We start from the raw sequence: 18,513 nt of genomic DNA, 5'->3' as shown, positions 1-18,513 counted from the left end.
CGGATCGCCGTGGCGGTTGCGGCGGATGGCCGCGCCGGGCTCCACGCCGGCAGCGCGCCCTGCCCAGGCGGCGGCCCGGGCGGGCAAGGGGTCAGCCAGCGCTCAGGCCGCGTGCATGGTGCGCGAAGTGATCGCCCAGGAAAGTGGCGATGAAGTAGTAGCTGTGGTCGTAGCCCGGTTGCAGGCGCAAGGTGAGCGCATGGCCCGCGGCCTCGCAGGCGGCCCGCAGCAGCTCGGGCCGCAATTGGCCCGCCAGGAATTCATCGGCTTCGCCCTGGTCCACCAGCAGCGGCAACTTTTCCTGCGCCGTCTTCACCAGTTCCACGGCATCCCACGCCTTCCACGCCGCACGGTCCTCGCCCAGGTACGCGGTGAAAGCCTTCTGGCCCCAGGGCACCTGCGTGGGCGCGACGATGGGGGAGAAGGCCGACACGCTCCGGTAGCGGCCCGGGTGGCGCAGGGCCGTGACGAGTGCGCCGTGGCCGCCCATCGAATGGCCGAAGATGCCGCGCGCCTGGCTGGCCGGAAAGTGCTGCTCGATGAGCGCCGGCAGCTCCAGCGCCACGTAGTCCTGCATGCGGAAATGCGGCGCCCACGGCGCCTGCGTGGCGTTCAGATAGAAGCCGGCGCCCTGGCCCAGGTCATAGGCCGGGTCGTCGGCCACGCCTTCGCCGCGCGGGCTGGTGTCGGGCGCGACCACGATGAAGCCGTGCTTCGCGGCCAGCGCCTGGGCCCCGGCCTTGGTGATGAAGTTCTGCTCGGTGCAGGTCAGGCCCGAGAGCCAGTAGAGCACCGGGCAGGTGTCGCCACGCAGGGCGGCGGGCGGCAGGTACACGCCCACCTTCATCTCCACGCCCAGTGTGGACGAGGCGTGCTTCCACACCTCCTGCCGGCCGCCGAAGCTGGCGTGCTGTTCAACGCGCTCCATGCTGCAGCCTCAGGCGTAGTGCACCACGGAGCGAATGGACTTGCCCTCGCGCATCAGGTCGAAGGCTTCGTTGATGCCGGTCAGCGGCATGGTGTGGGTGACGAAGGGCGCGAGCTGGATCTCGCCCTTCATCGCGTCTTCGACCATGCCGGGCAGCTGGCTGCGGCCCTTCACGCCGCCGAAGGCCGTGCCCAGCCACTTGCGGCCCGTCACCAGCTGGAAGGGGCGTGTGGAGATTTCCTGGCCCGCGCCGGCCACGCCGATGATCACGCTCTGGCCCCAGCCGCGGTGCGCGCACTCCAGCGCGGCGCGCATGACGTTCACGTTGCCGATGCACTCGAAGGAATGGTCCACGCCCCAGCCCGTCATCTCGACGATGACCTGCTGGATGGGCTTGTCGAAGTCCTTGGGGTTCACGCAGTCGGTGGCGCCGAAGGTCTTGGCCAGCGCGAACTTGTCGGGGTTGGTGTCCACGGCAATGATGCGGCCGGCCTTGGCCTTCTTCGCGCCCTGGACCACCGCCAGGCCGATGCCGCCCAGGCCGAACACGGCCACCGTGTCGCCCTCCTGCACCTTGGCGGTGTTCCAGACCGCGCCCAGGCCCGTGGTCACGCCGCAGCCCAGCAGGCAGACCTGCTCGGGGTTCGCGTCAGGGTTGATCTTGGCCAGCGAAACCTCGGCGACGACCGTGTACTCGCTGAAAGTGGAGCAGCCCATGTAGTGGTAGACGGGCTGGCCGTTGTAGCTGAAGCGGGTGGTGCCGTCGGGCATCACACCCTTGCCCTGGGTGGCGCGCACGGCCACGCACAGGTTGGTCTTGCCGCTCTTGCAGAACAGGCATTCGCCGCATTCGGCGGTGTACAGCGGGATCACGTGGTCGCCGGGCTTGACGCTAGTCACGCCTTCGCCGACCTCGACCACGATGCCCGCGCCTTCATGGCCCAGCACGGCGGGGAAGATGCCTTCGGGGTCGTCGCCCGAGAGGGTGAAGGCGTCGGTGTGGCACACGCCCGTGTGCGTGATCTTCACCAGCACCTCGCCCTTCTGGGGTGGTGCCACGTCGATCTCGACGATCTGCAGGGGTTCTCCGGCCTTGAAGGCGACAGCGGCTCTGGATTTCATGGGTGGGGGCTCCTGGGTGGGGCGTCATGCGGGGCATGCCGCCGGGGGTGTCATTTCAAGTAAGTGCGCACGAGGGTGGTCATGTCCCGCACGCGCTGCGCCTGCCGCGCATCCGCCGGGCCGGCGAACTCCTCGCGGATGTGGGACTCCAGCACCTCCGCCATCAGGCCGTTGACGGCGCCGCGGATGGCCGCGAGCTGCTGCAGCACGGCGCTGCAGTCGGCGCCGGCTTCCAGCGCGCGCTCCAGCGCGTCGGTCTGACCGCGGATGCGGCGCACGCGCACGAGGGCCTTCTTCTTCTCGGCGGGGGAGTGGGGCATGGGTGCGCACTATACCCCGGGGGAGTATAGGAATCCAGTGCCCCAGTGCTGTGCCGGGGCCTGGCGCCCAGGCGGCCGCATGGGCGCGCCGCGCTAACATGCCCGCCCTCTCCGCTCATCCGTTTGCGTGCCCGCCATGAAGAAGATCCTCGTCCTCAACGGTCCCAACCTCAACCTGCTGGGCACGCGCGAGCCCGCGCAGTACGGCCATCACACCCTGGCCGACGTGCAACAGCTGTGCGAGGCGGCCGGCCGGGCGCGCGGCGTGGCCATCGAATGCCGCCAGAGCAACCACGAAGGCCTGCTGCTGGACTGGCTGCACGAAGCCGGGCGCGAAGCCGCGGCGGGCACGCTGCTGGGGGTGGTGCTCAATGCGGGCGCCTACACCCACACCTCGGTGGCCCTCCATGACGCGATCAAGGGGGCCAACGTGCCCGTGATCGAGGTACACATCTCCAACGTGCATGCGCGAGAGGCCTTCCGCCACCACTCCTACATCTCGCCCGTGGCCAAGGGCATCATCGTCGGGCTGGGCGTGCGCGGGTACGAGCTGGCGATCGACGCGCTGGCGCCCCTGGCGGCGTCCTGAGCACGCAAAGGCAGCTCTTTCGCCAGGCCGAAGACGGCGCATTTACATGGAGTGACGGAACTGCGGCGCACCCGCGCGTCCAAAGGGTGGCGCGGCATGGCCGCCTGTGCCATGCTCACCCGAACGCCGGAGCCCTTGCCCATGACCGAATCCGAGTCCCACCGCGACGCCGACTACCGCCCTCCCGCCGCCCGTTCGCCGCTGCCCTGGGCGGTGCTGGTGGTCATCCTGGCCGTCGCGGGCTTCTTCGGCTACCGGGCCTGGCAGCAGCACCAGGCGCCTGCGCCGGCGCCCGTCGCGCGGACGTCCTCCCCGGAAGACCGGCCCGAGCCGGCCCCGGCCGCCGCCCCTGCCGACACGGGCCCGCAGAATCCGGTCGACGCGATCGCGCCGCCCGATCCGGCCCTGCCAGCCCTGGCCGATGCCGACGCGGTCGTGCGTGAGGCGATCGCAGGCCTGATCGGCGCCGGGCGCATGGGCGAATGGCTGCAGGTCGACGGCTTCGTGCGCCGCGTGGTCGCCACGGTCGACAACCTGCCGCGCGAGCATGCCGCGCCCGCGCTGTGGCCCGTGCGCCCGACCACTGGCCGCATGGCGCTGCAGGGCGAGGGCGACCTGCGTACCCTGGCGCCGGAAAACAGCGCGCGCTACACGGCCTTCGTGCGTTTTGCCGAGGCGATGGACAGCGCCGGCGGCGCCCGCGTCTACGCGCGGCTCTACCCGCTGTTCCAGCAGGCCTACGAGGAGCTGGGCTACCCGGGCCGCTACTTCAACGACCGGCTGATCGCCGTCATCGATCACCTGCTGGCCGCGCCGGCCGCCGAGGGCCCGCTGGCCATCCGCGTCGTCGAGGTGCGCGGCGAGGTGCCGAGCGAGCGCCCATGGATGCGCTACGAATTCGCCGACCCGCGCCTGCAATCGCTGTCGGCGGGCCAGAAGATGATGCTGCGCATGGGCGGCGAGAACGCGCAGCGGCTCAAGGCCGTGCTGCGCGGCTGGCGGGCGCAGGTGGCCAAGGTGGCCGCCAAACCCGCGCAGTGAGGCTTCGCCGCCCTCCTCAAGGTGGCCGCCAAACCCGCGCAGTGAGGCTTCGCCGCCATCCTTCGGCGCACCGGCCGCGCAAAGCTCAGTACAGGTCGCGGCGGTAGCGGCCGGCCGCCTGCAGCGCGTCCAGCGCTTCGCGGCCCAGCACCTGGGCCAGCGCATCGTCCACGCCCTGAGCCATGCCCTGGCGCTGGCCGCACACGTACAGGGCCGCGCCGTCGGCCACCCAGTGGTGCAGCCGTTGCGCGGCTGGCGCGATGAGGTCCTGCACGTAACGCGCGTGCGCATCCGCGTCGCGTGAGAAAGCCTGGTCCAGACGATGCAGCAGGCCCTGGGCGCGCCAGGTCTGCAGCTTCGCGCGCCAGTGCGTGTCGAAGGCGCGGCTGCGCTCGCCATGCAGCAGCCAGATCGGGCCCACGCGCCGGCCGGCCTTGCTCGCGTGTTCGCGTTGCTGGATGTGGGCGACGAGCCCCGCCAGGCCGGTGCCGTTGCCGATCAGGACCAGCGGCACTTCGGGCTCGGGCGCATGAAAGCCCGGGTTGCGGCGCAGCTGCAGCTGCACGGTGCCGCCCAGCGGCAGCGCGTGGCACAGCCAGCCCGAGCCGCGGCCACGCGAGCCATCGGGCCGCCGTACTTCGCGCAGCAGGAACTCGGCGCGGCTGTCCGGGCTTTCAGGATCTTCACGCGGCAGCGAGGCCAGGCTGTATTCGCGCCAGGCGGCGGGCTCGCCGTTCTGCGCGGGCAGATGCAGGCGTGCGACATCGCCGGCCTGCCACTGCACCCCGGTTTCCAGCGGCTGTAGCACGAGGTGATGCACGGGAGCGCCGGGGCTGCCGGCGTTGAGCACCTGGCGCTGCAGCAGGCGCCAGGGCTGCGGAGCCGACAGGGCAGCGGGCGCGGCTTCTTCCCCGGCGTCCACGGCCTCTGGGGCATCCGGAGCGGATGGGGCCGGATCTTCGGCCCCCGCCAGCCGTGCCGCTTCGCGCAGCCAGCGGTTCAGCATCAGGCGGTCGTCGCCGTCCACCTCCATGCGCTCGAAGGCAGGCGTGGCACCGCTGGCGCGCAGCCAGGCATCCAGGCGCTGGCCGAAGGCGCAGAAGTGCGCATAGCTGCGGTCGCCGCGCGCCAGCAGCCCATAGCGCAGCTGCGGCCAGGCGTGCGGCGTGCGCATCAGCCGCGTCTCGAAGCCGGCGGCGTTGTCGGGCGCGTCGCCGGCGCCCGTGGTGCTGGCGATCAGCAACACCTCACCCGCGCGGTCCAGCTCGGCGGCCTGCACGCGGTCCAGCGGCAGCAGGCGCACGGCGCGACCCTGCGCCGCCAGCAGGCGGGCCGTGCGTTCCGCCCACTGGGCGCCTTCGCCGCTCTGGCTCGCGAAGGCCACCAGCAGCGGTGGCGCGTCGCTGCCGCGGGTCGGCCGGATCCGCTGCCGCTGCCGCTGCCGCTGGCGCCAGGGCAGCAGCCAGAGGCTCAGCCACAGGCCGACGCAGAGTAGCGCCCAGGCCCAGCGGGTGGCGTCGGCGCTCAAACGCAGACTCCGCGGTGGATCAGGCTTCTTGCGTGCATCGCAAGGCTTGCATGGCCGGGCTGAGGTGGTGCGAGAGGCCTTGCGCGCCGCGGACTGTGATGCGCGCGGCCAGGCCGTTGTGGGCGGTCCAGGCCAGCGCGCGCGTAAGGCCCATCACGGTCAGCGCGGTGGCCAGCGCGTCGGCCTCCATCGCGCTCGCATGCAGCACGCTGACGGTCGCGATGCCATGCCCTGCCGGGCACCCGGTGCGGCCGTCGAGGGTGTGGGCCAGGCGCTGGCCCTCGTGCTCGAAGTGGCGCTGCCCGTCGCCCGACGTGGCAATAGCCGCGTCGACCAGCGCGAGCAGGCTGCGCCGACCGTCCTCGCGCGGCCGGGCTTCCGAAGACGGGGACTCCAGCTCCACCCACCAGGGTTGAAGGTCGGGCTTGAGTCCACGGGCCTTGAGCTCGCCGCCGACTTCGACCAGGTGCACGGCGGCGCCTGCGCGCAGCAGCGCGGCCGAGACCTGGTCCACTGCCCAGCCCTTGGCGATGCCGCCCAGGTCCAGCCGCAGGCCGGCGGGCTTGTGCAGGCTGCGCGTGGCGGCGTCGACCCGCACGCGCTGCCAGCCGCTGACCTGCAGCGCGGCGTTGATCCGGGCCGCGTCGGGCACTGCCGCGTCGGGCGGCTCCCGCGGCCCGGCCGGGCCGAAGCCCCACAGGTCGATCAGCGCGCCCAGCGTGGGGTCGACGGCGCCTTGCGTGGCCTGGGCCAGCGCGAGGCTGCGTTCGATCACAGGCCAGGCCGCTTCCGAGAAGCCGAAGGCGCCGGCGGGCGCATCGTTGAAGCGACCGATCTCGCTGTGCGCGTGCCAGTGGCTGAACAGGTCGACGGTGCGTTGCAGCTGCGCATGGATGGCGGCCTGCAGCGCCTCGCCGGTCGCGCCGGCCGGCGCCCAGGCCTTCACGGCCCAGGAAGTGCCCATCGCCGTGCCCGCGAAGCGATGCGCCTGCCAGTCGGCCGCCGGCCGCACCGGCAGCGCCTGCGTTTCGTCGGCAGGCACAAAGACCTCGTGGGGCCGGGTGGCGCCGAGGGTTTCAGCCATGGATGAACAGCAGTGCGATCAGCAAGGGCGCGAGCAGGCTCAGCCCCGTGACCGGCCAGGTCAGCGGGCGTGTGCGGCCGTGCATCCACAGCAGCGCCAGGCCCGTGAGCGTGAACACGATGCAGCTGATGGCCAGCAGGTCGATGAAGGCCGACCACACGCCACCCGTATGCCGGCCTTTGTGCAGGTCGTTGAAGTAAGCGATCCAGCCGCGGCTGCTGCGCATGTAGGTGGCGGTGGCGGAGGTTCGGTCGATGCGAAGGCTGGCCTCGCCGCCCGGCAGGGACCGGCTCAGGTACAGCTCGTCGGGGTCGGCCTCGGCAGCCAGTTGTCGCACGTCGGCGCCGAAGGTCTCGCGCACCCAGCCGGCCAGCGCGGGCGGCAGGGGCTGCTCACCGCTGTCCGCCATGGCTTCCAGTGCGGCGCGCAGTTCGGCCGGGATGTCCGCCGTCTGTTCGTGGCGGCTGGGATGGGCCGCGAACCAGTCGGCGTGGTTCAGGGTCAGCCCGGTGACGGCGAACAGCAGCATGCCGGTCAGGCTCAGCGCGGCCGAGATCCAGTGCCAGGTGTGCAGTTGCTTGAGCCAGAAGGCGCGCATGTCATTGTTTCAACGTGTCGTGCGCATGCCTGCCCGAGTGCCAGGCAAGGCAAGCGCAGCGCAGCCCCGAGGGCACCCGTGGAGCGGGCTTTGCCCGGCCACTGGATGCGCCCCCTTCGGGAATCAGAAGGAGGAGCCGCGAAGCGGCCTGGGGGTTGTTTCTCCGAGGGCGATCCGGACCACGGACTCGTGGCTGCCACGCGCGGCGTCGCGGCCGTTCTTCACCGTCACGTAGAGCACGTTGTTGCGGCTGTCCAGCGTCAGGCTGTTCGGGTGCGTGGGCACGGCGAGGGTCTGCAGCAACTGCTGGCTGCGCGCGTCGAACACGCTCACGGTGCCGGCGCCGCGGTTGGTCACGTACAGGCGCTGACGCTGGGCATCGAACAGCGGCGCAATGGGGCCGTCGCCCGTGGGCAGGCTGGCGCGGATCGCGGCCGTGTCGGGGTCGAACACCACCACGCGGTTGCCGGGCGTGGGCTTGAAGCTGGGCTCGGCCTTCTGCCGGCGTTCGCTGATGGTGGACAGGCCCTGGTCCACCGCGAACAGGCGCTGGCCTTGCGCGTCGTACGCCAGGTTCAGCAGCTGGTCGGCGGCCACCGCGTGGCTCTTGGTGATGCTCAGGGTGCGGGTGTCCACCTCGTACAGCCCGCCGCGCAGGTTAGAGACGAACAGACGGTGGTTGACCGCATCGAGCGCGATGCCGGTGGCGACCTGGCCGAAGCCCGGGATGACCTTCTCGCGCGTGAGCGTGCGCGTGTTCAGCACGTACAGCGAGCTGCCGTCCGAACTCAGGCCCGGCGCGTAGACGCGGTGGTTGGCGCTGTCGATCACCAGTTCGCGGAAGTGATGCTCGTACTTCTCCTTGCCGTCGGCGCCCTTGACCTTGTCCATCATCTCGATGGTCTTGATCACCTGGAAGGTGGCTGTGTCCACCACCGTGATGGAGCCCTGGGTGGTGTTGCCGATGTAGAGGCGGTTGGCGGCGTCGTCCAGCGCGACGCCGAAGCCGCGCAGCGGCAGCTCGGCCTGCACGGCCAGGGTGGTGGGATGCAGGCGCAGCAGCTTGCTGGCGGGCGCGTTGTCGCCGAAGCCGCCGGCCGAGGCCACGAAGACGGCGTTCTGGCGTGCGGAGTAGGCCAGCTCGTACACGGCCGGCGCCACGGCGGCACGCTGGATCTGCGCGGCTTGCACGACCCGGTACGGGGCCGAGGCGCCGGGCGTCGGCGAGGAGGTCGTGCCGCAGGCTGCGACCAGGGCGGCGGCGAGCAGCGAAAGAGACAGGGTGTAGCGGTTCTTCATGTCGGGTTCCTGTTGAGTGGCGCGGGCGGCGTGGCCGACCGCGCGGGAGCTTCGGCGGAGGTTCAGGGCTGCACGCGTACCGACACCGGCCCCAGTTCCTTGCGGCCCTGCGCCCTGGCATCATTGGCGCTACCGCCCCAATCGAAGGGCACGCGCAGCAGTTCGCGTTCGCCCTGTTCGCGGGCCACTTCCACGGCCAGTTGGTAGCGGCCGGCGGGCAGGCCGGCCAGAACCCCTTTGGCGTCGCTGAACTGCAGCGTGTGGGTGCCGGCGGGCCGCGTGGCGCCGCTGATGCCATCGGCGGGCAACGCGAGCTTCTCGCCGCTGCTGCGCCACCAAGTGCGCAACTGGCGCAGCCAGCTCTGGCCCAGGTTGTCGCGCAGCTTCGTGTCGTACCAGACGGCCAGCGGCCCGACCGTCGCCCTGTCGTCGGCCTTCTCCACCCACGCCGCCAGGTAGGGGCGGTAGTAGGTGGCGGTGTCGATGGAGGGCAGCGTGAGCTGCACGGTCAGCGAGGCCGCCGCGGCCGGGCTGCTGGCGGCCAGCGCCGCCAGGGTGGCGGCACACAGCGTCAGCCGGGCGGCGTCTCGTGCTTCTTCAGGCTGGGACATGCGCGGCAGCCGGCTCAGTTGTTGGCCTGGCGGCGCTGCTCGGGCGTGCGCTGCGGGTCGGCCTTCGACACCACGCCGTCGCCGTTGGTGTCCAGGGCCTTGAAGGTCTTGTCGGCGATGGCTTGGTCTTCGGCCCATGTGAACTTGCCGTCGCGGGCGCGGTTGACGATGGCGTAGCGCACATGCGCCTGCTTGATGTTGTTCTCGTAGGCCTTGTCGGGCTGGCGGCCCTGGTCGAAGTACTGGCGCTTGAGGCGGCCTTCGTATTCGGCCACGTACTCGGCTTCGCTCAGTACGCCGTCGCCGTTGGTGTCGGCGCTCTTGAAGCGCTGCAGGCGGATGGCATCGAACTCGGCGCGCGTCACCTGGCCGTCGCGGTCGGCGTCGTAGCTGCCCAGGAAGGCGTCCAGGCCATGGCCGCCGGCGGGTCGGGTCGGGCCCTGTGCCGGCTGGGGCGCAGCGCAGGCAGACAGCAGGGCAGCCAGCGCCAGGCCGGCCAGAAGAGGTGTGGGGTAAGACGTCATGCGTGTGTTCCTCGTTGGGGTGGGATGAAACGGCGGGGCGGATCAGAAGTCCACGTTCAGGTTGACCGCATAGGTGCGGCCGGGCGCGGTGGAGAGTTCGAGCTGGCGGCGGTCCTGCGCCAGCGCCGGCTCCAGGTTGCGCGTGTTGCTGTAGGCCCAGTACTTCTTGTCCGTCAGGTTGTAGATGCCGGCCGTTAGGCGCACATTGCGACCCACGCGCCAGTAGCCGCTCAGGTCGAAGCGGGCGTAGCCGGGAATGCGGTAGTAGGTCACGGCGGAATCCGTGAGCGTGGCGCCCGGGTCGTTACTGAAAGACTGGCGGTTGGTAGCTTCGGCCTGCTTGCCGCGCACGAAGGTGCCGGTCAGGTTGATACCCCATCGCTTTTCGGGTGCGTCGTAGCCCACGCCGATGATGGCCTTGCCGGGCTGCACGGTGTCCAGGGGCACGTCCCTGTCGCCCAGGTAGCTGGACCTGGAATCGCCCTTGCTGTAGCCGAAGGCCCAGGTGCTGTACAGGCCCTTGACCGAGGGTGCCCAGGCGCCGTGGTCCAGGCGCACGGCTAGCTCGGTGCCGTAGATGGTGGCTTCGTCGCGGTTGCTGGCCTGGTACAGGATGGTCAACGCCGGCGGCGTGTTCGTGAACTTCTCGGGATTGGCCGCCTTGGTGTAGCGGGTGTAGGAGATGAAGTTCTTGTAGCGCGTGTAGAAGACCGAGCCGTTGAGCGACACGCCGGGCGTGGGCGAGCCCTTGAGGCCGAGTTCGAAGGCGTTGCTGGTTTCCTTCTTGAGGTTCTTGTCGCCCAGCAGAGCGTAGGTGGGGCCGCCGCCGTTCCAGTAGCCGAAGATCTCGCTGTTGGTGGGCGCGCGGCCGCCGCGCTTCCACTGCGCGTAGGCCGTCAGGCGCGGCTGGATGTCGTACAGCACCGCAAAGCTGGGGCTGACGATGGTGTTGGCGGGCGCGTTGCCGAAAAGGTTTTCCAGTTGCGATGCATCGAGCCGGGGCTGGTCAAAGTCCGCCGCGTTGCGGATCTCGGGCTTGACGCGGTCCACGCGCAGGCCCGGCACCAGCGCCAGGCGGCGCCCGCCCACCTGGAAGTCGATGGTGTCTTCGGCAAACAAGCCCCAGCGCGTGGTGAGTGTGTCGGGGAAGGGCTGGTAGGTCGAGGTGTCGATGGTGGACGTGAACGGGTGCTCGTTCTTCGTGCGCGAGTAGTTGAAGCCGAACTTCAGCAGGTGGTTGGCGATGCGCTTGTCGCCCACGGTGGAGAAGCCGACCTGGTGGGTGGTGTTCTGCGACAGATCCTTGCCCAGGCGAGCCGGGGCGGCGGCTGTGGCGCTCAGCACGGTGTCGGTCACGTCGTCCATATCCGACTTCTGGTAAAAGAGCCGGCTTTCCAGGCGGTCGATGAAGCCGCCGGCGGGCGTCCAGGTGTGGCTCAGAGAGAGCGTGTCGCGGCGGGTGCGCGCGTCCTGCGTGGACCAGCCCGAGACGGCCGTGGCGGCCGAGTTCCAGGTCTCGAACTGCGACCGGCTGCGCTTGCGGTACAGGTCGGCCGCCAGTTCCAGCTTGTGCTCGCTGTTCAGCCGCGTCACGCCCTTGAGCAGCAGGGCGTCGGAACTCCAGTCGTCCGGGAAGCTGGCCACCGTGCTGTCGCCGTGGTTCTCGGTCTGCTCGCCGTCGCGGCGCACGTAGCTGACGAGCGCGCTGGTGCTGCCCCACAGGCCGGCGGCCGTCACGCCCTTGGTCCAGGCGCGGTTGGCTTCGTTGTAGCCCAGCTTGGCGCCCGCGTACCAGGGCTTGGTCACGCTCACGTACTCTTCGGGCGACTTGGTGCGGAAGCTCACCGCGCCGCCAATGCCGCCGGCCGTGCGCTGCGCGTTGGTGGTGCCCGACTGGATTTCCACCGAGGAATACATCTCGGGCTCGATGAAGTCGCGGCCCATGCCGAAGGTGCCGTCCTGCGCGCGGTTGGTCAGCGGCGCGCGGCTGATGGCGTCGGGCATCTCGATGCCGTCCACGTCCAGGCCGATGCGGTTGCCTTCGATGCCGCGAATGTTGTAGCCGGTGGTGCCGCCGCGGTCGTAGCGGCTGGCGCCCTTGGTCGCGCCCTGCACCGTGCCCGGCGCTTCCACCAGCGGCTGGTAGCGGATCACGTCCGCGATGCCGGTGGCGCCGGTGCGCTCCAGCTCTTCCTGCGTGATCACGGTCTTGGCGCCGGGCTCCTGGCGCAGCGTGTCGGCATTGACCTCGATGGCCGGCAGCACGCTGCGGTTGACATCCACGGTGGATGTTGCGGTGCTTTGCGCCAGGGCAGGCGCGGCGCCGGCCAGCATCAGGCCCTGCACGGCGAGGGCGACGAGGCTGGGGCAGGGGAAAGAGGGGAGAAAAGCGTGGGTGCGGGCGCGCGACGGCGCCACAAGGTCGGGCTGGGCCATGGTTCTGCCTTGGAATTCAGAGGGGAGATCGCTGGACTGCGTCCCTCTGAAGCAGGGCAGACAACATCTGGCTAGGTCGTTCCTATTATCACGCAAATGAAAATTAGTATCAATTGCGCCCTTGCGTGTCACGGGATGTCTCGCAGGAGCCTCAGGGGCGGTCCAAGCGGGTCCACTGTCCGGACGGTCTGACCACCTCAGCATCGAGAGAAGCACTATGGGAATCGGCGCTGTGCACTAAGAACGTGTTTACGATCTTCTGAGTAGCAGCCCCAAGAACGCCATGTGGATGAACTGCAAGCTGGTGTTGAGCAGCCTCTCGCAGTTCTTCCACAGCCTGCGGTTCTTCTGCAGCCACGCAAAGCTGCGCTCCACCACCCAGCGCTTGGGCATGACCTTGAAGGTGCGCAGGTCGCTTCTCTTGGCGATCTGCACCGTCACATGCCCGCCCAGAATTTCTTGCACACCCTGCGCAAAGGGCTGGCCCGCGTAGGCGCTGTCGCACAGCAGGCTTTGCACCCCTGCGAGCCTGGGCTTGCAACGCTTGAGCGCCGCCAAGGCCCCTTTGCGATCCGTCACCTCGGCCGTTGTCACGGCCACCGCGTGCGGCAGCCCCTGGGTATCCACGCAGATGTGGCGCTTGATCCCAGAGACCTTCTTGCCCGCGTCATAGCCCTTCAGGCTCGCCGTGTCGGCGTTCTTCACGCTCTGCGCGTCCACGATCAAGAGCGTGCTGCAGGCGTTGCGCCCCAGTCTCTCGCGGGCCGCGCCAACCTGATTTTTTGAGTGCCTGCTCCAGCACGCTCACGCCGTGCGGGTCAGGCTCGCTCCACTTGCGCCAGTAGGCATACACGTTCTGCCACTTGGGGAAGTCCGGTGGCAGATACCGCCACTGACAGCCCGTGCGCAGCAGGTACAGCACTGCGCAGAACACTTCGTACAGGTCCAGCTTGATCGGCTTGGTGCTGCGCCGAACGCCTCGCAGCAGTGGCTCAATCTCGGCAAACTTCTCTCGGCTGATGTCGCTGGCGTACGGCTTTCTCTTCACCTCCCGATTGTCGGCGGGGGAAGATCGTAAACACGTTCTAAGGCAAGTCGCCGAGCACGTCCAGGAGGGATGAGGCCGGTGCAGAAACGGTCGGTCCGTGCCAGGCGCCGCGGATCAGCGCGGACCACGTGACCACGGCGTGTCCGCAGGACCCGTTTTCTTTTCGTTACGCCGGCGATGCCCTGGACCAGTCCGTCGTCGGGCAGGCGAGGGATGCTCGAAAGTTCTTTGTGTCGTCCACAGCAGTCGCAGGGCGGCTGCGAAATGGCGCTCAGCAGTGCGATAGGAATTTTTCTCCTTTGCCGATTGCAGCTGTTGAGTGGGAGCAAGAAAGGAACGCCAACCCGATGCCGGCGCCCATATGCGATCGGCGAACTGCGGCAAGAATTACGCGTGTCGAAGGCGATGTCGTACACCAGGGTGCGGCCCATCGCTTCCGGCTGACGCAGCGCGCGCTGGCGCCCTACCAGGCGGTGGGCCGGCTGTGCACCTTCGGGCCCGGCGATGCGCTGTCCGGCGGCGTTCGGCACCGGCGACGGCCGGCAACTGCTGGTGTGGGGGGACGTGGTGCACTACCACGTCGTGCAGTTCGCACGGCCCGCGGCCAGCTACGAGCCCGACGTGGACCGTGCCCAGGCCGTCGCCTCGCGCCGGCGCCTGCTGGCGCAGGCCGCGCGCGAGGGCTGGTGGGTGGCCGGCGCGCACCTGCCCTTCCCGGGGCTGGGCCACGTGCGGCCCGAGGGGCAGGGCTACGCCTGGGTGCCGGCCGAGTTCTCGCCGCTGCCGCCGGGCCGGCCCTGAGCGGCTCATGGCGCCACGCCGTACGGCGTGAACCGGCTCTGGTTCTCGTCCACGTCCAGCGGCCGGCCGACGAAGGGGAAGGCGCGCTGCGGGCAGTCCGGGCGCTCGCAGACCTTGCAGCCCATGCCGATGGGCGTGGCGGCCTCCGGGTCGCGCAGGTCCAGCCCCTTCGCGTAGACCAGCCGCGGCGCGTGCCGGATGTCGCACCCCAGCCCGATCGAGAACACCCGCCCCGGCGAACCGTAGCCGCCCGGGCGGCTGGCCACCGTGCGCGCGATCCACAGGTACGAGCGCCCGTCCGGCATGCGCGCCAGCTGCGGAACGATGCGCCCCGGCTGCGCGAAGGCCTCGTACACGTTCCACAGCGGGCAGGTGCCGCCGGTGCGGCTGAAGTGGAAGTGCGTGGCCGACTGCCGCTTGGAGATGTTGCCCGCCCGGTCCACCCGCACGAAGAAGAAGGGTACGCCCGGCGCGCCGGGCCGCTGCAGCGTGCTGAGCCGGTGGCAGACGGTCTCGAAGCCGACGCCGAACTGCTGCCCCAGCAGGTCGATGTCGTAGCGCAGCCGCTCGGCCGCCTGCAGGAACGGCGCATAGGGCAGCAGCAGGGCGCCCGCGAAGTAGTTGGCTAGCCCGACCCGCGCCAGCCGGCGCGAGGGCTCGTCGCCGTGGAAGGGGGGCGCGTCCACCAGCGCGTCGATCAGCCCGGCGTGCTCGACCAGCGCCAGTTGCGTGCCGAGCTGGAACACCTGCTGTGCTGCGTCCAGCGACGCCGACAGCCTCAGCGTGCGCCGCGCCGGATCGAACTGCCGCTTGCCTTCGTGATCGCCCGTGCCGGCCAGCACGCGGACCTTGTGGCGCTGCTGCAGGCGCTGCACCAGCCAGTCGGCCAGCGCGCCGCCTGACGCGCCGGCCTCGGCCGCCAGGACCTCCGCCTGGCGGTCCACTTCGTCGAAGTGGTTCTGGTGGGCGAAGAAGAAGTCGCGCACCACCTCGAAGGGCATGGCGCGCGGCGCGGCGATGCCGGCGCGGTCGTCGCCCATGCGCAGGGCCATGGTCTCGATCTGCTCCTGCGCCGCGACGGTGCGGCGGTGCAGGGCGATCAGGGCGCGGCCCAGCGCCGGCATCTGAGCGGCCACCTCCTTCAGCTCGGGCAGCGTGACCGGCTCGGGCGCGTCGGCCAGCGCCTCGCGCAGGCCGGCCACCAGGCGGGCTTCCTCGTCCTCGGAGAACTGCTGGATGTCCACGCCCAGGGCGCGGTGGATCCTCAGCAGCACGGCCACCGTGAGCGGCCGCTGGTTCTGCTCCAGCTGGTTCAGGTAGCTCGGCGACAGGCCCAGCGCATGCGCCAGCGCCACCTGCGACAGGCCGCGCTCGGCGCGCAGCTTGCGCAGGCGCACGCCCATGAAGGTCTTCTTCACCGATGGGCTCCGGCGCAGCCGTGGCGCACATCATTCGCAGAATTCGCAATTCGCAGGTTTTTCATTCGCAATCTTTCGCCATTTCAGTCATGGGCGGAGGGGTGGATTTTGCGTAAATTGCGAAGCATGACAACACCCCGGGGAACAGTGGAACTGCGCGAGCTGGTCCTGCCCGCCCACGCGAACCACCACGGCACCCTGTTCGCCGGGCAGGGCCTGCTGTGGATGGCCGGGGCCGCCTTCCCGGCGGCGCGCGGCCTGGCGCAGCGCGAGGTCGTGATGGCCGGCGTGACCGGCGCCGACTTCCTCTCGCCCATCCCCGTGGGCAGCCAGCTCGTCCTGCGTGCCTGGGTCAGCCGCGTGGGCCGCAGCTCGATGACCGTGTGCGTCACCGGGCTGGCGGACCAGCCCGGCGTGCCCGCCGAGGAAGTGTTCAAGGGTGTCTTCGAGATGGTGGCCGTGGACGCCGCCGGCCGCCCCACCTGCATCGACCGCTCCTACCTGGACAAGGAAACGACATGACCACCGCCACCGAGACGGCCCCCTTCAGGCCCAAGAAATCCGTCGCCCTGTCGGGCGTCGCCGCCGGCAACACCGCCCTGTGCACCGTCGGCCGCAGCGGCAACGACCTGCACTATCGCGGCTACGACATCCTCGACATCGCCGAGGTGTGCGAGTTCGAGGAGATCGCCCACCTGCTGGTGCATGGCAAGCTGCCCACGCGGGCCGAGCTGCGCGCCTACAAGAACCGGCTGAAGGCCATGCGCGGTCTGCCCGTGAGCGTGAAGGAGGCCCTCGAAAGCCTGCCCGCGGGTGCGCACCCCATGGACGTGATGCGCACCGGCGTCTCGGCCCTGGGCTGCGTGCTGCCGGAGAAGGAGGACCACAACCTGGCCGGCGCGCGCGACATCGCCGACCGGCTGATGGCCTCGCTGGGCTCGATGCTGCTGTACTGGTACCACTGGAGCACGCACGGCAAGCGCATCGAGGTCGAGACCGACGACGACTCCATCGGCGGGCACTTCCTGCACCTGCTGCACGGGCGCAAGCCATCGCAGGCCTGGGTGGGCGCGATGCACACCTCGCTCAACCTCTACGCCGAGCACGAGTTCAACGCCAGCACCTTCACGGCGCGCGTGATCGCCGGCACCGGCAGCGACATGTACTCGTCCATCGCCGGCGCCATCGGCGCGCTGCGCGGGCCCAAGCACGGGGGCGCCAACGAGGTGGCCTTCGAGATCCAGAAGCGCTACGACAACCCCGACGAGGCCGAGGCCGACATCCGCCGCCGCGTCGAGGCCAAGGAGGTCGTGATCGGCTTCGGCCATCCCGTCTACACGGTGAGCGACCCGCGCAACGTCGTCATCAAGGGCGTGGCCCGGCGGCTGTCGGAGGAGGCCGGCTCCACCAAGATGTTCGACATCGCCGAGCGGCTGGAGTCGGTGATGTGGGAGGTCAAAAAGATGTTCCCCAACCTCGACTGGTTCAGCGCCGTGAGCTACCACATGATGGGCGTGCCCACGGCCATGTTCACGCCGCTGTTCGTCATCGCGCGCACCAGCGGCTGGGCCGCCCACGTGATCGAGCAGCGCGTCGACAACAAGATCATCCGGCCGAGCGCGAACTACACCGGCCCGGATGACCGGAGCTTCGTGCCCATCGACCAGCGCGCCTGATGTCCATCCCTGCCGAGCATTTCTCCCGAGAGCTTTCCATGTCTTCCCCCATCTCCAACATCCGTCCCGACTACGACCAGGTCATCCAGGACATCGTCGACTACGCGCTGAAGTACGAAGTCGAGTCCGAGCTCGCCATCGAGACTGCGCGCCACATCCTCATCGACACGCTCGGCTGCGGGCTGGAGGCGCTGGAATACCCGGCCGCCTGCAAGCTGCTCGGTCCCGTGGTCAAGGGCACCGCCGTGCCCCACGGCGCCAAGGTGCCGGGCACGCAGTTCCAGCTCGATCCGGTGCAGGCCGCCTTCAACATCGGGCTGCTCATCCGCTGGCTGGACTTCAACGACACCTGGCTGGCCGCGGAGTGGGGCCATCCCAGCGACAACCTGGGCGGCATCCTGGCCGTGGCCGACTGGATCAGCCGCACCGCGGTGGCCGCCGGCAAGCCGCCGTTGACGATGATCGAGGTGCTGCGCGGCATCGTGAAGGCGCACGAGATCCAGGGCGTGATCGCGCTGGAAAATTCCTTCAACAAGGTGGGTCTGGATCACGTGCTGCTGGTCAAGGTCGCCTCCACCGCCGTGGTCGGCAAGCTGCTGGGGCTGACGCGCGACGAGGCGCTGGCCGCCGTGTCGCTGGCGTGGGTCGATGGGCAGAGCCTGCGCACCTACCGTCACGCACCCAACGCGGGCAGCCGCAAGAGCTGGGCGGCGGGCGACGCCACCAGCCGTGCCGTGCGCCTGGCGCTGATCGCGCAGACCGGCGAGATGGGCTACCCCAGCGCGCTCACGGCCAGGACCTGGGGTTTCTACGACGTGCTGTTCAAGGGCCGGCCGTTCAAGTTCCAGCGCACCTATGGCAGCTACGTGAGCGAGAACGTGCTGTTCAAGATCAGCTTCCCGGCCGAGTTCCACAGCCAGACCGCCGTCGAGGCCGCCGTGACGCTGCACCGGCAGTTGCGTGACGCGGGCAGGAGCATCGACGACATCGAAAAGATCACCATCCGCACGCACGAGGCCTGCATCCGCATCATCGACAAGCAGGGCCCACTTAACAACCCGGCCGACCGCGACCACTGCATCCAGTACATGGTGGCCGTGCCGCTCATCAAGGGCCACCTGACGGCCGCCGACTACGAGGACGAAGCGGCAGCGGACCCGCGCATCGACGCACTGCGCGCGCGCATCCACTGCGTGGAAGACGCGCAGTACACCCGGGACTACCACGACCCCGACAAGCGCAGCATCGCCAACGCGCTCACCGTGCAGTTCAAGGACGGCGGCACGCTGCCCGAGGTGGCCGTCGAATACCCCATCGGCCACAAGCGCCGCCGCGCCGAGGGCATTCCGCTGCTCGAAGCCAAGTTTCGGACCAACCTGGCGCGGCGCTTTCCGAAGAAGCAGCAGGACGCCATCCTCGCCGCCTCGCTCGACGCGCAGGCGCTGGCGGCGATGCCGGTGCACGAGTATGTGGACCTGTACGTGATCTGA

General features: G+C 69.8%; 18 protein-coding genes. 6 read left to right on the top strand and 12 right to left on the bottom strand.

All coding sequences use genetic code 11. The annotated features are described in order from the left end of the window. Nucleotides 1-91: 91 nt before the first annotated feature. From fghA to frmR, 3 genes are read right to left on the bottom strand one after another with little or no spacing between them, the layout of a single operon-like run. On the bottom strand, nt 92-928 hold the full coding sequence (fghA, locus tag LG388_RS12700) for an S-formylglutathione hydrolase (protein ID WP_225783099.1): 837 nt from the start codon (nt 926-928) through the stop codon (nt 92-94). A gap of 9 nt (nt 929-937) precedes the next feature. Then, nucleotides 938-2,050 (bottom strand): S-(hydroxymethyl)glutathione dehydrogenase/class III alcohol dehydrogenase, encoded by a 1,113-nt coding sequence (locus tag LG388_RS12695; protein ID WP_225783098.1) that lies wholly within the window; start codon nt 2,048-2,050, stop codon nt 938-940. Between the two features lie 50 nt (nt 2,051-2,100). Further along, on the bottom strand, nt 2,101-2,370 hold the full coding sequence (gene frmR / locus LG388_RS12690) for a formaldehyde-responsive transcriptional repressor FrmR (RefSeq protein WP_225783097.1): 270 nt from the start codon (nt 2,368-2,370) through the stop codon (nt 2,101-2,103). A 136-nt stretch (nt 2,371-2,506) separates the two neighbouring features. Here frmR and aroQ point away from each other — a divergent pair, with 136 nt between their 5' ends. Beyond that, nucleotides 2,507-2,959, top strand: a complete 453-nt coding sequence (aroQ, locus tag LG388_RS12685) for a type II 3-dehydroquinate dehydratase (protein WP_225783096.1) — start codon at nt 2,507-2,509, stop codon at nt 2,957-2,959. A 141-nt stretch (nt 2,960-3,100) separates the two neighbouring features. Next, a complete protein-coding gene (locus LG388_RS12680; RefSeq protein ID WP_225783095.1) occupies nt 3,101-4,000 on the top strand; it encodes a DUF3014 domain-containing protein in 900 nt (299 codons plus the stop codon). Nucleotides 4,001-4,085: 85 nt separating this feature from the next. Here the strand turns inward: LG388_RS12680 and LG388_RS12675 are convergent, their stop codons facing one another. The 8 genes from LG388_RS12675 to LG388_RS12640 all read right to left on the bottom strand — a co-directional run bounded on the left by LG388_RS12675 (nt 4,086) and on the right by LG388_RS12640 (nt 13,128). Further along, entirely contained in the window at nt 4,086-5,528 is a 1,443-nt protein-coding gene (locus LG388_RS12675; protein WP_225783094.1) for a flavodoxin domain-containing protein, read from the bottom strand. Nucleotides 5,529-5,547: 19 nt separating this feature from the next. Beyond that, nucleotides 5,548-6,612: an FAD:protein FMN transferase gene (locus LG388_RS12670; RefSeq protein ID WP_225783093.1), complete on the bottom strand. Its 1,065-nt coding sequence runs from the start codon at nt 6,610-6,612 to the stop codon at nt 5,548-5,550. Then, nucleotides 6,605-7,210: a PepSY-associated TM helix domain-containing protein gene (locus LG388_RS12665; protein ID WP_225783092.1), complete on the bottom strand. Its 606-nt coding sequence runs from the start codon at nt 7,208-7,210 to the stop codon at nt 6,605-6,607. The genes LG388_RS12670 and LG388_RS12665 overlap by 8 nt, the downstream gene beginning before the upstream one ends. A 123-nt stretch (nt 7,211-7,333) precedes the next feature. Beyond that, nucleotides 7,334-8,509 (bottom strand): YncE family protein, encoded by a 1,176-nt coding sequence (locus LG388_RS12660; RefSeq protein ID WP_225783091.1) that lies wholly within the window; start codon nt 8,507-8,509, stop codon nt 7,334-7,336. 62 nt (nt 8,510-8,571) lie between these two features. Next, entirely contained in the window at nt 8,572-9,120 is a 549-nt protein-coding gene (locus tag LG388_RS12655; RefSeq protein ID WP_225783090.1) for a DUF2271 domain-containing protein, read from the bottom strand. A 14-nt stretch (nt 9,121-9,134) separates the two neighbouring features. Beyond that, entirely contained in the window at nt 9,135-9,644 is a 510-nt protein-coding gene (locus tag LG388_RS12650; protein WP_225783089.1) for a hypothetical protein, read from the bottom strand. A gap of 42 nt (nt 9,645-9,686) precedes the next feature. Continuing rightward, nucleotides 9,687-12,080, bottom strand: a complete 2,394-nt coding sequence (locus tag LG388_RS12645) for a TonB-dependent hemoglobin/transferrin/lactoferrin family receptor (protein WP_225783088.1) — start codon at nt 12,078-12,080, stop codon at nt 9,687-9,689. Nucleotides 12,081-12,329: 249 nt separating this feature from the next. After that, a protein-coding gene (locus tag LG388_RS12640) for an IS5 family transposase (RefSeq protein ID WP_370630155.1) occupies nt 12,330-13,128 on the bottom strand; the annotation gives its coding sequence in 2 pieces (ribosomal slippage) (nt 12,330-12,854 and nt 12,856-13,128; 798 coding nt in all). A 504-nt stretch (nt 13,129-13,632) separates the two neighbouring features. On the opposite strand from LG388_RS12640, the gene LG388_RS12635 reads away from it, so the two are divergent. Then, nucleotides 13,633-13,929 carry a hypothetical protein gene (locus LG388_RS12635; RefSeq protein WP_225783086.1) on the top strand — a complete coding sequence of 99 codons (297 nt, stop codon included), beginning with the start codon at nt 13,633-13,635 and terminating at the stop codon, nt 13,927-13,929. Between the two features lie 5 nt (nt 13,930-13,934). Here the strand turns inward: LG388_RS12635 and LG388_RS12630 are convergent, their stop codons facing one another. Next, complete coding sequence (locus tag LG388_RS12630; protein WP_225783085.1) at nt 13,935-15,347, bottom strand: short-chain fatty acyl-CoA regulator family protein; 1,413 nt, start codon at nt 15,345-15,347, stop codon at nt 13,935-13,937. Between the two features lie 126 nt (nt 15,348-15,473). Between LG388_RS12630 and LG388_RS12625 the strand changes: the two genes are divergently transcribed. Genes LG388_RS12625 through LG388_RS12615 form a run of 3 tightly spaced genes read left to right on the top strand, consistent with a single transcriptional unit; the run spans nt 15,474 to nt 18,513 of the window. Continuing rightward, a complete protein-coding gene (locus tag LG388_RS12625; protein ID WP_225783084.1) occupies nt 15,474-15,869 on the top strand; it encodes an acyl-CoA thioesterase in 396 nt (131 codons plus the stop codon). Continuing rightward, nucleotides 15,866-17,023, top strand: coding sequence for a 2-methylcitrate synthase (prpC, locus tag LG388_RS12620; protein ID WP_225783083.1), 1,158 nt, complete (start codon nt 15,866-15,868; stop codon nt 17,021-17,023). The genes LG388_RS12625 and prpC overlap by 4 nt, the downstream gene beginning before the upstream one ends. Before the next feature lie 38 nt (nt 17,024-17,061). Then, nucleotides 17,062-18,513, top strand: a complete 1,452-nt coding sequence (locus tag LG388_RS12615; protein ID WP_225783082.1) for a bifunctional 2-methylcitrate dehydratase/aconitate hydratase — start codon at nt 17,062-17,064, stop codon at nt 18,511-18,513.

Origin of the sequence: Xenophilus sp. Marseille-Q4582, assembly GCF_916700565.1 — a bacterium.
In the GTDB taxonomy this organism is placed as follows: domain Bacteria; phylum Pseudomonadota; class Gammaproteobacteria; order Burkholderiales; family Burkholderiaceae_C; genus Xenophilus.
This window is presented reverse-complemented; position numbering and strand designations above follow the sequence as displayed.

Excerpts from the sequence above, each read along its gene's own strand:
- prpC (WP_225783083.1), top strand. The coding sequence starts at position 15,866 with ATGACCACCGCCACCGAGACGGCCCCCTTCAGGCCCAAGAAATCCGTC.
- LG388_RS12660 (WP_225783091.1), bottom strand. The coding sequence starts at position 8,509 with ATGAAGAACCGCTACACCCTGTCTCTTTCGCTGCTCGCCGCCGCCCTG.
- LG388_RS12625 (WP_225783084.1), top strand. The coding sequence starts at position 15,474 with ATGACAACACCCCGGGGAACAGTGGAACTGCGCGAGCTGGTCCTGCCC.
- LG388_RS12665 (WP_225783092.1), bottom strand. The coding sequence starts at position 7,210 with ATGCGCGCCTTCTGGCTCAAGCAACTGCACACCTGGCACTGGATCTCG.
- LG388_RS12695 (WP_225783098.1), bottom strand. The coding sequence starts at position 2,050 with ATGAAATCCAGAGCCGCTGTCGCCTTCAAGGCCGGAGAACCCCTGCAG.
- aroQ (WP_225783096.1), top strand. The coding sequence starts at position 2,507 with ATGAAGAAGATCCTCGTCCTCAACGGTCCCAACCTCAACCTGCTGGGC.
- LG388_RS12635 (WP_225783086.1), top strand. The coding sequence starts at position 13,633 with ATGCGCTGTCCGGCGGCGTTCGGCACCGGCGACGGCCGGCAACTGCTG.
- LG388_RS12680 (WP_225783095.1), top strand. The coding sequence starts at position 3,101 with ATGACCGAATCCGAGTCCCACCGCGACGCCGACTACCGCCCTCCCGCC.
- LG388_RS12655 (WP_225783090.1), bottom strand. The coding sequence starts at position 9,120 with ATGTCCCAGCCTGAAGAAGCACGAGACGCCGCCCGGCTGACGCTGTGT.
- frmR (WP_225783097.1), bottom strand. The coding sequence starts at position 2,370 with ATGCCCCACTCCCCCGCCGAGAAGAAGAAGGCCCTCGTGCGCGTGCGC.
- LG388_RS12650 (WP_225783089.1), bottom strand. The coding sequence starts at position 9,644 with ATGACGTCTTACCCCACACCTCTTCTGGCCGGCCTGGCGCTGGCTGCC.
- LG388_RS12645 (WP_225783088.1), bottom strand. The coding sequence starts at position 12,080 with ATGGCCCAGCCCGACCTTGTGGCGCCGTCGCGCGCCCGCACCCACGCT.
- fghA (WP_225783099.1), bottom strand. The coding sequence starts at position 928 with ATGGAGCGCGTTGAACAGCACGCCAGCTTCGGCGGCCGGCAGGAGGTG.
- LG388_RS12670 (WP_225783093.1), bottom strand. The coding sequence starts at position 6,612 with ATGGCTGAAACCCTCGGCGCCACCCGGCCCCACGAGGTCTTTGTGCCT.
- LG388_RS12615 (WP_225783082.1), top strand. The coding sequence starts at position 17,062 with ATGTCTTCCCCCATCTCCAACATCCGTCCCGACTACGACCAGGTCATC.